This is a genomic window from Algimonas ampicilliniresistens (genome assembly GCF_030159955.1).
Classification (GTDB): Bacteria; Pseudomonadota; Alphaproteobacteria; order Caulobacterales; family Maricaulaceae; genus Litorimonas; species Litorimonas ampicilliniresistens.
In genome coordinates this window covers 470,467-485,194 of the sequence record NZ_BSNK01000002.1, presented here as the reverse complement: position 1 = coordinate 485,194, position 14,728 = coordinate 470,467, and the positions used below count along the sequence as shown (strand labels likewise).

At 57.3% G+C, this 14,728-nt stretch carries 14 protein-coding genes; 8 read left to right on the top strand and 6 right to left on the bottom strand.

What is annotated here, in order from left to right; all coding sequences use genetic code 11:
* Positions 1 to 5 precede the first annotated feature (5 nt).
* From gspF to QQL54_RS10270, 5 genes are all read right to left on the bottom strand, one after another.
* Positions 6 to 1,220 (bottom strand): type II secretion system inner membrane protein GspF, encoded by a 1,215-nt coding sequence (gspF, locus tag QQL54_RS10290; protein ID WP_284390344.1) that lies wholly within the window; start codon positions 1,218 to 1,220, stop codon positions 6 to 8.
* Between the two features lie 3 nt (positions 1,221 to 1,223).
* Positions 1,224 to 2,708: a type II secretion system ATPase GspE gene (gene gspE / locus QQL54_RS10285; protein ID WP_284390343.1), complete on the bottom strand. Its 1,485-nt coding sequence runs from the start codon at positions 2,706 to 2,708 to the stop codon at positions 1,224 to 1,226.
* 81 nt (positions 2,709 to 2,789) lie between these two features.
* Entirely contained in the window at positions 2,790 to 4,211 is a 1,422-nt protein-coding gene (locus QQL54_RS10280) for a dihydrolipoyl dehydrogenase family protein (RefSeq protein ID WP_284390342.1), read from the bottom strand.
* A gap of 1 nt (position 4,212) precedes the next feature.
* Complete coding sequence (locus QQL54_RS10275) at positions 4,213 to 4,977, bottom strand: TVP38/TMEM64 family protein (RefSeq protein ID WP_284390338.1); 765 nt, start codon at positions 4,975 to 4,977, stop codon at positions 4,213 to 4,215.
* Between the two features lie 75 nt (positions 4,978 to 5,052).
* Positions 5,053 to 5,802, bottom strand: coding sequence for a DUF547 domain-containing protein (locus tag QQL54_RS10270; RefSeq protein WP_284390336.1), 750 nt, complete (start codon positions 5,800 to 5,802; stop codon positions 5,053 to 5,055).
* A gap of 253 nt (positions 5,803 to 6,055) precedes the next feature.
* On the opposite strand from QQL54_RS10270, the gene QQL54_RS10265 reads away from it, so the two are divergent.
* The 8 genes from QQL54_RS10265 (at position 6,056) to QQL54_RS10230 (ending at position 14,038) form a co-directional block, all read left to right on the top strand.
* Positions 6,056 to 8,125, top strand: a complete 2,070-nt coding sequence (locus QQL54_RS10265) for a S9 family peptidase (RefSeq protein WP_284390334.1) — start codon at positions 6,056 to 6,058, stop codon at positions 8,123 to 8,125.
* A 149-nt stretch (positions 8,126 to 8,274) separates the two neighbouring features.
* Complete coding sequence (gene rpmH, locus QQL54_RS10260) at positions 8,275 to 8,409, top strand: 50S ribosomal protein L34 (RefSeq protein ID WP_284390329.1); 135 nt, start codon at positions 8,275 to 8,277, stop codon at positions 8,407 to 8,409.
* 23 nt (positions 8,410 to 8,432) lie between these two features.
* Positions 8,433 to 8,828: a ribonuclease P protein component gene (gene rnpA, locus QQL54_RS10255; protein WP_284390327.1), complete on the top strand. Its 396-nt coding sequence runs from the start codon at positions 8,433 to 8,435 to the stop codon at positions 8,826 to 8,828.
* Positions 8,829 to 8,888: 60 nt separating this feature from the next.
* Positions 8,889 to 10,670 carry a membrane protein insertase YidC gene (yidC, locus tag QQL54_RS10250; RefSeq protein ID WP_284390325.1) on the top strand — a complete coding sequence of 594 codons (1,782 nt, stop codon included), beginning with the start codon at positions 8,889 to 8,891 and terminating at the stop codon, positions 10,668 to 10,670.
* Positions 10,670 to 11,347, top strand: a complete 678-nt coding sequence (gene yihA / locus QQL54_RS10245; protein ID WP_284390323.1) for a ribosome biogenesis GTP-binding protein YihA/YsxC — start codon at positions 10,670 to 10,672, stop codon at positions 11,345 to 11,347. Before yidC ends, yihA begins: the two co-directional genes overlap by 1 nt.
* Before the next feature lie 40 nt (positions 11,348 to 11,387).
* A complete protein-coding gene (gene argB / locus QQL54_RS10240) occupies positions 11,388 to 12,251 on the top strand; it encodes an acetylglutamate kinase (RefSeq protein ID WP_348520752.1) in 864 nt (287 codons plus the stop codon).
* Complete coding sequence (locus QQL54_RS10235; protein WP_284390316.1) at positions 12,244 to 13,344, top strand: DUF1036 domain-containing protein; 1,101 nt, start codon at positions 12,244 to 12,246, stop codon at positions 13,342 to 13,344. The genes argB and QQL54_RS10235 overlap by 8 nt, the downstream gene beginning before the upstream one ends.
* 10 nt (positions 13,345 to 13,354) lie before the next feature.
* Positions 13,355 to 14,038: a pyrimidine 5'-nucleotidase gene (locus QQL54_RS10230; protein ID WP_284390314.1), complete on the top strand. Its 684-nt coding sequence runs from the start codon at positions 13,355 to 13,357 to the stop codon at positions 14,036 to 14,038.
* A 35-nt stretch (positions 14,039 to 14,073) separates the two neighbouring features.
* Here QQL54_RS10230 and QQL54_RS10225 read toward each other — a convergent pair whose 3' ends face one another.
* Positions 14,074 to 14,700 carry a S24 family peptidase gene (locus tag QQL54_RS10225; RefSeq protein ID WP_284390312.1) on the bottom strand — a complete coding sequence of 209 codons (627 nt, stop codon included), beginning with the start codon at positions 14,698 to 14,700 and terminating at the stop codon, positions 14,074 to 14,076.
* Positions 14,701 to 14,728: the final 28 nt, after the last annotated feature.

Here is a 14,728-nt window from a genome sequence, read left to right as displayed (position 1 = left end):
AGACTTTAAAAACTCAGCGTATTGAGCTGCAAGATGGGCAAGAAAATAGCAGCCGCGATCAGCAAGACGATCCCGCCCAAAAGGATGATGATGAGCGGTTCTAACAGCGCCAGAAAAATCTGCGTCGCCGCTTCAAACTCGCCCTCCAGATAGTCAGCGGATTTAGCGAACATTTGTCCCGTCTTTCCAGATGCCTCACCGCCCAATACCATTTGCACGACGAGCGGCGGGAAAACCTGCGTTTGTTTAAGCGCCGCACTCACGGCGGTGCCTTCGCGCACGCGCAATACGGCGTCGCCGACGGCCTCAAACATGACCCGGTTGCGGAGCGTGTGGCGTGCCGTTTCCATCGCAGCGAGCGCTGGCGTTCCAGCTGAGATCAACCCGGCAATCGTGCGTGAAAACCGCGCCGCTTCGAGGTTACGGATAATCCGCCCGATCACGGGCAAACGCAACTTGAACGCGTCCCAAATCTTGCGACCCGACGGACGGCGCTTCCACAGCGAGAAGAGGAGGTAAGCCCCACCAATCCCGATCAGCAGCGCCCACCAATTCGCCTTCAGGAAATCGGACGCCGCAATCGTGCCGCGTGTCAAAGGCGGTAGGGTTTCGCCGAGCACGACAAATTGCTCCGCCACTTTCGGCACAACCAGCGTTAGCAAGATAATGGTCACAATCAAGGCGACAGCCATGAGCAGTAATGGATAGATGGTCGCGCCCAATATTTTGCGGCGGATAGCATCGGCGGCTTCCATATCGTCGGCGCGGCGCTCTAGCACGGGGCCCAGTTGCCCCGCCGTTTCCCCCGCCGCGACCATGGCGGTAAATAGCGGATCGAACACATTAGGATGACGCGACAGCGCTTCGCTGAGCCTTGCGCCTTCCATCACTTGCCCGCGCGCGTCGAGCAGAACTCCGCGCAGACGGGAGCGTTCAAATTGCAGTGCCGTGATGCGCAGCGCTTCCTCAACTGGGGTCGCCGCAGAAATGAGAATGGCGAGCTGGCGGGCGGCGCGGGTGATATGAGCGCGCTTGATGCGCGATCGTCCCGCCTCTGCCGTTTCATCCGACCGAGCACGTTTGCGGGACGGTTTAACCTCAACCGGAGTTAGCCGCCGCGCACGCAATTGATCCCGCGCCGCCCGCGCCGACCCGGCCATGAGCGTGCCTTTGCGCCGTGTCCCCGAGGCGTCGAGCGCGGCATAATCGAACGCATCCACGCGCTAGATCTCGTCCGAGCGGCAGACGCGCAAAACTTCGTCTGAACTGGTCAGGCCCGCCGCAACCTTATCGGCCCCGTCCGCCAGCAAAGTCTGACGGCTGGCAAAAGCATGTGTGGCCATCTCAGATTCGGTTGCACCCGCATGGATCATCCCGCGCATCGTTTCGTCCATCGGCACAATTTCGTAAATACCAAGTCGACCCGAAAACCCGACGCCCGAACATTTCGGACAACCGACCGGCTTATAAAATGTCAGGCCACGTCCCTTGATGCCAAGCTCAGCCCGTTCAGCCGCCGTTGGCGTATAAGGGTCCTTGCAGCCATCGCAGAGGCGGCGAACCAGACGCTGCGCGACCAATGCGGTCAGTGTTGACGATAACAAGAACGGCTCCACCCCCATGTCACGGAGACGCGCAACGGAGGCGATGGCAGAGTTGGTGTGCACCGTGGAGAGGACAAGATGGCCGGTCAGCGATGCTTGCACCGCAATTTCCGCCGTTTCCGGATCGCGGATTTCCCCCACCATGACCACGTCCGGGTCTTGGCGCAGGATCGCGCGTAGCCCGGCGGCGAAGCTCATCCCAACCGCATTATTGACCTGCGTCTGCCCGATCCCGTCGAGCGCATATTCGACCGGGTCTTCAACCGTAAGAATATTGCGCGACCCATCATTGAGCCGGGACAGCGCCGCATAGAGCGAGGTTGTCTTACCCGAGCCCGTCGGCCCGGTGACGAGGATGATGCCATTGGGTCGCGCCAATGCGCTGGCAAAAGCCTCTTGCACGGCCTCTGCCATGCCGAGTTCTTCGAGAGCCATGCGCTGATTATCTTTTTCCAAAATCCGCATCACTACCCGTTCACCATGGCGAGACGGCAAGGTCGAGACGCGCAGATCGATCGCGCGTTCGCCAAGATTAAGTGAAAAGCGACCATCCTGCGGAATGCGTTTCTGGGCAATATCCAGTCGGCTCATCACTTTGACACGCGAGGTCAGAGCGGGCGCGAGGCGGGCGGGAAGTGACAAAGCTTCCGACAAAGTGCCGTCAATCCGAAAGCGCACGGACAGGCGCTCCTCATACGGCTCAATATGGATGTCGGACGCGCGGGACCGAATGGCTTCCTGCAAAACTCCATTGATCAAGCGGATGATCGGCGCGTCATCTGAGCTGTCCAGTAAGTCCGACGTGCGCGGCAGACCATCGGCGAGTGCGGACAAATCCTGCGGTGCGCCGAGCGCATCTTCTGACGCACCCGCCAGATCGGCTTGCGCATAAATGCTGCTAAGCCGCTGCTCAAAGGCTTCCGGTGTCAGGGTTTCGCGTAAAACAGTGTGGCCGACGGCCCGGCGCGCTTCGATCAGCGCGTCACGCGACGCAGACGCTTTATGCGCCAGTGTGACCGATCCATCCACGCCCGGCACAGCGATAACGCCGTGCTGGCGCGCGAAGGTATAGCTCAGAGCAGGTCGTGACGCAGGGGCAGACATTCACCCATTATAGCGCTGATACGGCCCGCGGACATTAAAGTTTTGTGGCATTCCACAATGCGTTTACGGACCGCTTACGCGTTATTGGAATTTGGCCCAAAACCCGGCCAAGGCGCGGGCTTTGGGACCAAAGATTGCCTCAGTGAAGTTGGATGAGGCGGTGCGTTTCACCACTTCGGTCCGGGTTGGATAGGGCGAGATCATCCCGGATATTTGACTGAGTTTGAGCTTACCCGCCATGGCGAGGCTGACCGTATTGATGATCTCCCCGGCTTGGCTGCCCAGACAGGACGCGCCGATCACTTTGCCTTTGGCGTCGAGATAGAGCTTCAGCCCGCCCACCGTGTCGCGTTCGGCGATAGAGCGATCGTTTTCCTCGAAATCGAAATGTAAGGTTTTGGCCGCGTCGTTATGGCCTGCGCCGATATTTCCGAGTTCGGGCTGTGTATAAATCACGGCAGGCATGCGGTTGGTGGTCGCTTTGGCGAACATCCCACCCAATCCCGGCGGCATAAAATAGAGGTTCTTGATCAGCGCGCCAGCGTGAAAGCCCGCTGCATGGGTCAGCCCGCCCTTGCCCGCCGCAATGTCGCCCGCCGCATAGACGCGCGGGTTCGATGTACGCAGGGCTTCATCCGTCTGGATGCCGGAGCGGTCATATTTAACGCCGCCTTTTTCTAGATCGAGTCCGTCAACATTCGGTGCGCGGCCAGCGGCGACCAGCAAATGCGAGCCTGTGATCGCTTCGCCATCTTCAAACTCGATCTTGAACGTCCGGGCCGTCTTGGAGACTTTTTTAGTTTTAACGGGGGCGCGGAACTCGACGCCTTCGGATTTGAGGGCCTCGATTAAAGTCTTGGCGTGTTCAGGATCGGAGCGACCGAGCGGTTCAGCGATATCGACAATGGTCACTTTGGAGCCAAGACGGCGGAAGCTTTGCCCCATTTCCAGACCAATCGGGCCGGACCCGATGATCAGCAGATGTTTAGGCAGCGTCGAGACCTGAAAGATGCTCTCATTGGTGAGGTAAGGCACATCGGCGAGGCCCGGAATAGGCGGGGCAGAGGCGCGTGATCCAGCCGCTACGACAATCCGTTTGGCGCGAACAATATGGCTGTCGGAGACGATGGTTTTTTCATCTTCGAAACGTGCATCTTCGGTGATTACGGTGACGCCGAAGCCTTCATATCGTTCGACCGAATCGACTGGCGCGATTTGGTCGATCACGCCCTGAACATGGGCTTTCACGGCCTTGAAATCGATGTCGGGTTCCACTGGCGCAATACCATATTCCGAGCCATGGCGGCGATCATGCGCAACTTTGGCCGCCTTGATCAACGCCTTGGACGGCACGCAGCCTGTGTTGAGGCAATCACCGCCCATATCTTCGCGCTCAAACAAAACGACGGACCGTCCCAGATGCGACGCGCCGTAAGCGACCGAAAGTCCTGCAGAGCCTGCGCCGATAACGCAGAGATCGACCTCGTGAACCGTTTTAGACATATTAGCCTTCTGCAACGCCAGCGGGCGTGCCTTTGATTTTTTTATAAATGATGGGAATCAGGCTCAATGTGATCAGACCGAGGATCGGCAGGATTACTTTGGGCTGCAGCATCAAGCCGCCAAGTTTGGCTTCACCGCCCGCATCGAAAATTGCCCCAATGCCCGCACCGACGCTGGCGTAAACTAGCGCGCCGGGAATGATGCCGAAAAACGTGCTCAGCATATAATTGCGCAGCTTCACATCAAACAAAGCCGGGACGATATTGACGATAAAGAAGGGAAAGGCGGGGATCAGGCGCAGGATGAAAAGGTAGGAGAGTTCATTCTCTTTCAGGCCCTTTTCGAACTTCTTCATATAGGGCCCCGCCTTTTTCGACAGCGCATCGCCAAATGCATAACGCGCGGCTAGGAAAATCCCGGTCGCGCCCAGCGTGGCGCCGACCACGATGCCGAACCCACCGACCAACGCGCCAAACAGGAACCCTCCGAAAATGGACAGGAAGCTGGCGCCCGGAAAACTGATCGCGACCAGTATGGCATAAGTCGCAATAAAGCCGAGCAGAACGAGGACGAAATTATCCGCCACCAGCCCCGAAAGAAATTCGCGATTATCGCGTAAACTGTCCATCGACACATAGTCCGGCCCGCCTAAGGCGAAGAAAGCCGCTAACGCCGCCGCGATTATAGCCAGCGGCAGCAGGCGCTTCCAAAGCGGTTTGGAGGATGGTGTGTCTGTCGGTTCAGCTGTCATGATTAAGGTCGTCATCGCTTGTCTTGTGGGCTTTGTCATCCGCATAGACGAATGTTTTGGATCGATTGAAAGTCGGCATAGTCTTAGAGACTATTTCCGGTTCAGATCCCAACTATAGTGTGACCCCCGGAAGCGATCACCGCCCGTCAGCGCATCGAGCCGTTCGCCCGTCGCATAGGTTGCGAGGTGCGTTCGCAGATCATCCTTGCTGCCGAAATCAGCGGCATACCATTTGTAGATTTTCGAGATAGAGATCGTGCCGTTGCTCAGCGTTAGCCCCCTGTCGCTATTGATGTAGGCTGCGGCGGCCGCTTTTTGATCGACCTCCAACGTCTCGGCCTCCCACAAGCGGTCCATCAAGTTCGGGCAGCCAATGCTGGCGCAATTGACCATGTAATGGATGTAAGGCGACGGGTATTCCGCGCGCATGATGCCATGTTCGATATTGTTCAGGCTCAACGCCTCACCTTCGACCGTGACCAATTCCTTGTCCCATGGCCCTGTGTTGAACAGGCCGAATTGGCGGATGGAATTGAGCGGATAATTGTCCAGCACCACATCCAACGTCACGGCATTGTAGAGGTTAGCCCAATAGGCAAGCGCCTCGGCCTCATCCATTTCAGACGGCGCGCGCGCCGCTTGATCTTCAATAAAGGCTTCGATCACTGCATGATCGTCACCCTCATGCACAGCCGCGTAATCGAACAGCAATATCCCGTCAGGGCCAGGCGAAAGGTGCCGTTTAAGCACATCGGCATAATCGGATGTAGCGCTATTCATGGCAAAGGCCGGAACAGCGGCGCTCACAAGCGCGATAGAGAGCAATAAGCTGCGGATCATGGGTCATATTCCTGTGTAACACGGATGTGTCTAACGCGCTCAACATGAACAGGCTGCACACGACCGATCACATTGGCGAGAGCCAATAGACGATAAATTAGTCTACATCACGCTTCCGCAGAGATGAGCCGCCAGCCCGACCCCGATCTTTATTTGTTCAACTTTTCTTTATGTCGCTTGTGACCACTAGAGTTCGCATCTGTTTTCTGTGTAGGGGGTGCACAGACCATCAATGCTACCTTGAGGACATGTTATGAAAACGATCTCCACACTTGCTGGATTAGTCTCCGCTCTGGCTATCGCAACGGCCCCGGCTTTAGCCGCGCCAATGGAAATTCATGATATTGCAAAAATCCAGAATGCGGGAAATCTGACCGTTGCACCTGATGGGCAGACCATCGCCTATACGGTTTCAAAATATCCAGACCTGCATGCCGGCGAAGATGATGGCGGTTCCAATAGCCAGCTTTACATCATGCGCCCTGACGCAGCGCCTGTTCTGTTCACAACCGCAGAACGCAGTGTCAGCGGTTTGCAGTTTAGTCCGGACGGGCAAACCGTTTATTTCCGAACCCGGCGCGGTGACGATAAACACAATGCACTTTACGCTATTTCTCTGAGCGGCGGCGAAGCCACACAAGTTTTCCGGCATGAAACAAGCTTGGGCGATTATGCCATCGCGCCCGATGGCGACACGCTCTTCTTTGTAGCCACGGAAAAGGATGACGACAAATCCAAGCTGGCGAAAAAGGGCTTTGATGCCTACGCCTATGAAGAAGATCAGACCCTGAGAGCCGTTTGGACCGCTTCGTTAGGCGGTGACGAAAAGGCGTCAAAACTCTTTGACGATAAACATGTCACCAGTTTGGAACTATCCCCTAATGGCCAAACCTTAGTTGTCGCCGCCGCGCCGACAGCGTTGGTCGATGATGGGTTGATGAAAACCCGTCTCCATGTACTCGATCCGAAAACAGGTGATCTTCGGGTTGAAATTCCGACGCCTGGCAAACTGGGAACCTATGTCATTTCACCGGATAATCAGCGTATCGCTTTTAATGCCGGCACAGACATTCACGACACAGCAACCGGCGTTCTGATGGTCGCCAACATCAGTGATGGCAGCTTCCAGCAATTGACGCCAAACGCGCTTCAGCATGTGACTGACGTCGAATGGTTAGATAATGACTCCATCTTGGCCAATGCTCACCGCGGCGTCGAAAGCGCACTTGTGTCCTACAGCCTGACAGGCACGGCGGAGCGGACGTTCGCTACACCAAGCGACATCGTGGTTCGCAATGTGGAAGTCGGCAGCGGCGGCGCACTCTTCTTCACGGCTGATAGCCCCGCCCATCCGCGCGAAGTCTTTGCCGCTGAGCAGGGGCGCGTGGAAAAACTCACAAACATCAATAGCTGGCTGGAAGACATCACGCTCGCGCCGCAAACGACCTTCACCTTTGCCGCACGGGATGGTCGCCAGATCGAAGGCCTGCTGATCACGCCCAATGGCGACAAGCCTGCGGGGGGCTGGCCGCTCATCATGACCGTTCATGGCGGTCCAGAATCCCATGATTCCGATGGTTGGCTGACCGCCTATTCGCGTCCTGGCCAGTTCGGCGCGGGCGACGGTTACGCTGTTTTCTATCCCAACTATCGCGGCTCAACGGCCCGGGGCGTCGCCTTCGCCAAAGAGCATCAGAACGATTATGCGGGCGCTGAGTTTAATGATCTCACTGACGCCGTCGATGCACTGGTCGAGGCCGGGATCGTGGATAAGGACCGCGTCGGTATCACAGGCGGGTCCTATGGCGGCTACGCCTCAATGTGGGGCGCAACGGCGCAATCAGAGCACTTCGCGGCGGCCGTCCCGTTCGTCGGTATTTCCAACCAGGTCTCGAAATTCGGCACTAGCGACATTCCAAACGAAATGCATCTGGTGCATTCGCTGAAATGGCCATGGGAAGATAATTGGATGAACTTGCTGGAACGGTCTCCGATTTTCCATGCAGGGAAATCAACGACGCCGACCCTCATCATGCATGGCGAGAAAGATACGCGCGTCCATCCGAGCCAGTCGATGGAGCTCTACCGCTCCATGAAGGTGCGGGCCGACACACCGGTCCGGCTCGTCTTCTATCCGAATGAAGGACACGGCAATCGTAACGCGGCGTCACGGACGGATTACGCCTATCGTCTGATGCGCTGGATGGACACCTATCTGGCCGAGGACGCCAACCGCGACGATCCGATGCCAGAGTTTGACCTCAACCTGTCGGAAAAACTCGGTTGGGACAAAAAAGATGACGATATGACCGCTGAAGAGTAGCCTGCCGCTCAATAGTCTGAGCGTCAGTTGACGCTCAGACGTCTGAAAGCCTCGCTTGACTTCATCCGTGCGCGCCCATAATGGCCGCGTCTGTAATTTTGACCCGTCCTACGACCGCGTAAGGGCCGTCTTTTTCTTAGAGTAGCCAGATGAAACGTACTTTTCAGCCGTCCAACCTTGTCCGCGCTCGCCGTCACGGCTTCCGCTCGCGCATGGCAACTAAAAATGGCCGCGCCGTTCTGGCGCGCCGCCGCGCCAAGGGCCGTAAGGTCCTTTCTGCGTAGATTAAGTGTCCGGGCGCAAGCCCATGACCCAATCCGAGATTAAAAAACTCGGGACGCTGAAACAGCGTTCCGAGTTTTTGCATGTCCGAGAGGGCGACTATGCTGCGCGCGGAGCCATTGTCGTGCAATGCCGGGCCAATCCAGATCATCAAACGATCCGCTACGGCGTGACGGCAACCAAACGCATCGGCAATGCGGTCATTCGCAACCGCGCCAAACGCCGCCTGCGCGAAGTCGCGCGGCAGCTTCTCCCCAGCCTCGGACGTCCCGGTCACGACTATGTTTTAATCGCCCGCGACAAGACTCCGGTCCGCGATTGGGATCAACTACTGCAAGACGGACGCCGCGCCCTGCAATCAGTCTTGCAATCTGCCCCCAGTCCGGGGCAAAGCCCCGACCAACACCGCACACAAACGTAACCCTGTCGGGCGCACTCTCGCGCCGATTTCCGATTCACTTTTTCAGCCTGAGCACCCCTTATGGAAGACCAGCGCAGATTCATCCTGGCCATGGTCCTGTCGGGCCTTGTGTTCATGGCCTATTATTTCTTTTTCGTCCTGCCGACGCAGCAAGCGGCACGCGCCGATGCTGAGCTGGAAATGGAACGGCTTAACGCTGAGCAAGCCGTTGCGACGTCTCCTTCGGCATCAGCCGAAGTCGCTCTGGTTGATCAACCACGCGAAGTACTGGTCGCCACTGGCGCGCGCATTGAGATCGATGCTCCCGGCATTCGCGGCAGCTTGTTGACGACGGGCTCGCGCCTCGATGACATTACGCTCAACGATTATGATAAAACGCTGAACCCAGAGGATGGGCAGGTCGAATTGCTCTCACCGGTCGGCGGAGAACGCGCCTCGCTAGTCGCCGATAACTGGACCATGCCTGGTATGGCCGGGGACAATCTTGGCCTCGATACAGCTTGGGCTGTGGTGTCTGGCACCACGCTAACCCCGACGACCCCGGTCGTGCTGCAAACGAATATTGGCGGCGTCGACGTGACCCGCACTCTCTCAGTCGACGATCACTTCCTGATCACGACCGATGATGTTCTGACCAATACAGGCAGCCAACCCGTGACTTTGGCCCGCCGCGGCGTGGCCCGGCAGATCACCATGCCTCTGGGCCTGACCAACTTCTTTATCATTCAAGAAGGGCCGATCTCGGTTCTCGACGATAGCTATCACGACCAAACCTATAAAAAGACGGTCAAGAAAAGCTGGACGGAATCAGGCGAAGCTGGCTGGACCGGTCTGACCGATAAATACTGGCTGCATGCCGCGATCGCGCCGCAAGATGGCCGCACGACTGTCGATTACCGTCATTCCCTGATTGACGGGAAAGCTGTCTGGGACGCCATTTACACCGCGGATGCGATGACAATTACACCCGGCGCCTCCGTGACCTCGACGGGTTATCTCTATGCGGGAGCGAAAGAACGCGCCGTGCTGGAAGCCTATGAAGAGGATCTCGGCATCATCGGCATGAGCCGCGCCATCGATTGGGGTGCCATGGGCCTTCTGGTCCGCCCGATTATGTGGGCGCTGTCCAAACTCGGCCAGATGCTCGGCAATTATGGTCTCGGCATTCTAGCCCTGACCTTCTTCATCAAGCTGCTCATGTTCCCGCTGTTTAACAAGCAATATAAAAGCCAGGCCAAGATGAAAAAGGTCATGCCTGAAGTGAAGAAGATGCAGGAGCGTTACAAGGACGACCGCGTCAAGCTTCAGCAGGAGATGATGGGCCTATATAAGAAGGAAGGCGTCAACCCGGCTGCGGGTTGCCTCCCGATTATCCCGACCATGTTCGTGTTCTTCGCGCTTTATAAGGCCGTGTTTATCGACATTGATCTGCGCCACGAGCCGTTCATTGGCTATATTCAGGATTTGTCAGCGGCAGAGCCGATTTCGATTCTGAACGGCTTCGGCTTCCTGCCCTTTAATGGACGTCCGGAAGGCATACTCGCATTTATCGCGCTAGGTCCGCTCGCCATTCTCTACGGCGCATCAATGAGCTTGATGTATATGCTGACGCCGCCAACTGGTGATCCGACACAGGCGAAAATCTTCAAGCTGATGCCGTGGTTGTTCATGTTCATCTTGGCCAGCTTCCCCGCCGGCTTGCTGCTCTACTGGGTCTGGAACAACATTCTGTCCTTCCTGCAGCAATGGTACATCACCAAGAAGAACGATGTGGATACGCCGGTTGATGCGTTCTTCCGCAAGATCTTCGGTCGGCCCGATCCGGTCGATACGGCGGAGTAATGGACGATCCAAAAACATTTACGCCGATCGTAGCCGAGTATAATTCGGGGCAAATCGAGGATGGGCGACTGCTCTTCGCCCGTCCGGTGACCTTCATGAAATCGGCTGTGTCGCTTGAGACATTACCCCCAATGGGATTGACCGAGGTCTGTTTCGCCGGACGGTCCAATGTTGGCAAATCGACATTGATTAATGCGCTGACCAATCAAAGCGGGCTGGCGCGGGCGTCCAACACGCCGGGTCGGACTCAAGAACTCAACTATTTCTCAGCCCAAGACCGGCTATATCTGGTCGATCTGCCGGGCTATGGCTACGCGAAGGCGCCAAAGCATAAAATCGCTGCTTGGAATAAGCTAACCCGCGCCTTTCTGCGTGGGCGGGCGACCCTTCGCCGCGTGTTTGTGCTGGTCGATAGCCGACACGGACTGATGCCGGTCGATCAAGAATTAATGAACATGCTGGATGAAACGGCTGTGACCTATCAGGTCGTGCTGACCAAAGCGGATAAGCTGAAAAAAGGCCAACTCGCACGAGTCCATGCAGAAACGGCGAAAAAATTGGCTAAACGCCCCGCCGCTTTCCCGGTTGTGGCGCTGACCAGTGCCGATAAAGGGCTCGGTATGCCGGAGCTTCGCGCTGAAATTGCCAGTTTGGCCCTGCCGATCGAGGCCCTATAGACGGCCCATGATTGACGGGCCAATGACGCAGGAACAAGAGATGGCCGAAAATCGCCGTAAGAATGAAGGCGGCTGGACCTCGGCCGCCACCCTGTCACGCGCCCTGCCCTTTATCCAGCGCCACGCCGGCGCCATCATCGTCGTCAAGTTTGGCGGTCATGCCATGAGCACGCCGGAACTCACCGCCGACTTTGCGCGCGACATCGTCCTGTTACGCCAAGTCGGCGTTCAACCTGTCGTCGTCCATGGCGGCGGCCCGCAAATTGGTTCCATGCTGAGCCGTCTCGATATCAAAACTGAATTCAAGGACGGGTTACGCATCTCAGATATGGAAACGGTCGGCGTCGCGGAAATGGTTCTATCCGGTGCGATCAATAAGGCTATCGTCTCTGCCATTAATTGTGCGGGCGGACGGGCCGTTGGCTTATCCGGTCGCGATGCGCGCCTGATTACAGCTGCGCCCAAAGCCGAAGGGCTGGGCTTTACCGGCGTGCCGATCGCGACTGACACGCGCGTCCTTACCACATTGACGGATGATGGGTTCATTCCCGTTGTCTCGCCCATTTCTGCCGATGAAAATGGCGATGGGTTTAACATCAATGCTGACACAGCCGCTGGAACACTGGCTGCCGCTCTGGGCGCGTCACGGTTGATGCTGATGACCGATGTCGAAGGCGTGATGGATAAGGATAAGCGTCTACTGACCGACCTTTCGCGACAGGATGTCCAGACTCTGATCGATGACGGCACTGCGCAAGGCGGCATGATTCCGAAACTTACGACAGCGATGGACGCCGTCGCGGGTGGGGTCGAGGCGGTCGTCATTCTCGATGGACGCCGCGCGCACGGCCTGCTGGTTGAGCTCTTCACTGACGAAGGCGCGGGGACGCTCATCCATGCCTAATGGATCGCCACCAGCTCGGATCCTTACTCAGGCATTCCTCACGGTGGCGACCTGTCTGCTCGCCCTACCTGCTTTTGCCCAGAATGCGGATGATCGCCCTGCGTCTCAGATCATACCGCCCGATCCGACGCTGGTCGGCCAAACTCGTGAATGGCAGATTTGCAACGAAACTTCTTATGTTCTGCGTACGGCCAGCGCGTTTCTGCGCGGCGCGCGGATGGCGGCTAAAGGCTGGGATGAAGTGCTTCCCGGATCCTGCCTGATTGTCACCACGCCGATCACCGGACCACGCTTCCTGTTCGCCGAAAGTATCGATTTGCACCAAGGCGGCGTGCGCGAATGGAAGGGTACCACGCCGCTCTGCGTTGATGATGAGGCGGATTTCGTCTCTGATGCGACGGAGGATTGCCGCCTCGCTAACCGAACCTTTCGCAATTACTTTGCCGTCCGTCCGGGCGAGCCTGTGACCAAACTGGTCGAACCGTCGGATTATGGTCGGGATAAGGCCGTGGTCGCCGCGCAACAGCGTCTGCTTCGCGATGCAGGCTATGATATTTCTCGGATCGACGGGCTGACCGGACGCCGGACGTCGCGCCTGCTGCGAACCTTCCGGTCCGATAATGGTCTCAGCACGACGCTCACTGGGGAGCCATTGATGCGCGCATTGATCGAAGCCGCCCAGAAAGTCGGCGATACGGTTGGGCTTGAAGTCTGCAATCAGAGCAGCGCAACAGTTTGGGCTGCGGTCGCCACGCGTGATGATGGGCAATGGCGCTCCCGTGGTTGGTGGCGGGCGCTAGCGGGGGAATGTACTCGCCCGCTAGATATGTCATTGACTGGAACAGAGGCGCACGTCTTTGCCATCCAAGAAGCCGAAGACGGCTCAGACCTACGCCTGCGCACAGTCGCCGCTGCGCCAGCGCAATTCTGTATCGCGGAGTCCAAGTTTGACGCGCTCGGCAATGATATGTGCCTCGAGCAAGGCTATACGGTCGCACCGTTCCGCCCGGTCCCGACCGAAGAACCGGGCGCACGCATGCGATTAACGGATGCCGACTTCGCAGCCCCTCTGCCCGGCGGCTTACGGCGCTAGTTTACTTTCTATGGATCTCGCTAACATCCGCACCTGGATCTTCGATCTGGACAATACGCTCTACCGGGCTGACGTCAGTTTCTTTGCCGATATTGGCGAGAAAATGACGACCTTCATCTCTCGCCATTTGGCGCTCCAGCCCGACCATGCACGTGAGTTACAAGAAGAATATTTCCATGATTACGGCGCGACCCTGTCGGGCTTGATGGATATTCACGGCATGGATCCGGCGGAATTTCTCGATTACGTCCATGACGTCGATTTGTCAGTGCTGAGCCCGCAGCCTGCACTTCGCGCCGCCATCAAAGCTTTGCCGGGACGAAAGCTGATTTTTACCAATGGTTCGCGCGGGCATATCCGTAATGTCGCGGGTCATCTGAACTTGCTCGATCTGTTCGAGGGTGGCTTTGCGATTGAGGATGCCCATTACATCCCCAAGCCCAAACGGGCGGCCTATGAGACATTCAATTCCGTCTTCGATATCGATCCGACGACCTCGATCTTCTTCGAGGACACGGTCCGCAATTTAGAAATTCCAAAGCAGATGGGCATGACAACCGTACTGGTCGGCGACGAACCCGATTGGGGCCGTACACCAAAAGTCACGCGCGCATCCGGCACAACGCGCGAGGCCCATTGGGTCGATGCGAGAACGGATGATTTGACGGGATGGTTGGTCGAGAATAAGCCTTAGATCGGCCTCACAACCGATCGCACATCATCAGCGCCCTACTGCCCGATCCAGACGATTCGGGCGATCCAGACGATCTGTTGGCGTGGAATGATCCGGTCATCATAGTCCGGGTTCAGCGAGATGAGCTCAATCTGCGTTTCGGACAGGCGGTGTAATTCTTTCGCCATCACTTCGCCTTCAATCGTTTTGACCACGACCCGGTCGCCGCGCCGGACTGGCTCATTGGGCGACACCACGACCCGGTCACCTGCGCGCATGACAGGCGACATGCTGTCCCCCGCAATCTGTAGACAATATGTGCCAGGGTCACTGACGCCCGGTACCCGGACATCATCCCACCCGCCGCCGACGGGAAAACCACTATCATCGAAGAAACCACTATCACCCGCCTGCGCGTGGCCAATCAGCGGGACACTCGGCCCGCGCGCATGTGTCTGATCAGAAAAACGCGCGAAATCTTCGAATGTCATTTCCACCGTGGCGAGCACTTTGGACAGGCTTTCGGTCGACGGCCAGCGATCTTTGCCCGACGGGCTCTGGCGCTTGGACTTGTTGAAGGTGGTCGGATCTAAGCCCGCTTTTCGCGCCAAACCTGACGGCGATGTCGACAGCGCATTCGCCAAACGATCCAGCGCGTTCCAGATATCCGTGTGAGAAAACATAGGCTCAGAGAGCTAGGATTATATCCCT

Coding starts and splice junctions, on each gene's coding strand:
- rnpA (WP_284390327.1), top strand. CDS start 8,433: ATGACCCAATCCGAGATTAAAAAACTCGGGACGCTGAAACAGCGTTCC.
- QQL54_RS10230 (WP_284390314.1), top strand. CDS start 13,355: ATGGATCTCGCTAACATCCGCACCTGGATCTTCGATCTGGACAATACG.
- gspE (WP_284390343.1), bottom strand. CDS start 2,708: ATGTCTGCCCCTGCGTCACGACCTGCTCTGAGCTATACCTTCGCGCGC.
- yihA (WP_284390323.1), top strand. CDS start 10,670: ATGGACGATCCAAAAACATTTACGCCGATCGTAGCCGAGTATAATTCG.
- argB (WP_348520752.1), top strand. CDS start 11,388: ATGGCCGAAAATCGCCGTAAGAATGAAGGCGGCTGGACCTCGGCCGCC.
- QQL54_RS10275 (WP_284390338.1), bottom strand. CDS start 4,977: ATGACGACCTTAATCATGACAGCTGAACCGACAGACACACCATCCTCC.
- rpmH (WP_284390329.1), top strand. CDS start 8,275: ATGAAACGTACTTTTCAGCCGTCCAACCTTGTCCGCGCTCGCCGTCAC.
- QQL54_RS10265 (WP_284390334.1), top strand. CDS start 6,056: ATGAAAACGATCTCCACACTTGCTGGATTAGTCTCCGCTCTGGCTATC.
- QQL54_RS10235 (WP_284390316.1), top strand. CDS start 12,244: ATGCCTAATGGATCGCCACCAGCTCGGATCCTTACTCAGGCATTCCTC.
- yidC (WP_284390325.1), top strand. CDS start 8,889: ATGGAAGACCAGCGCAGATTCATCCTGGCCATGGTCCTGTCGGGCCTT.
- QQL54_RS10225 (WP_284390312.1), bottom strand. CDS start 14,700: ATGTTTTCTCACACGGATATCTGGAACGCGCTGGATCGTTTGGCGAAT.
- QQL54_RS10280 (WP_284390342.1), bottom strand. CDS start 4,211: ATGTCTAAAACGGTTCACGAGGTCGATCTCTGCGTTATCGGCGCAGGC.
- QQL54_RS10270 (WP_284390336.1), bottom strand. CDS start 5,802: ATGATCCGCAGCTTATTGCTCTCTATCGCGCTTGTGAGCGCCGCTGTT.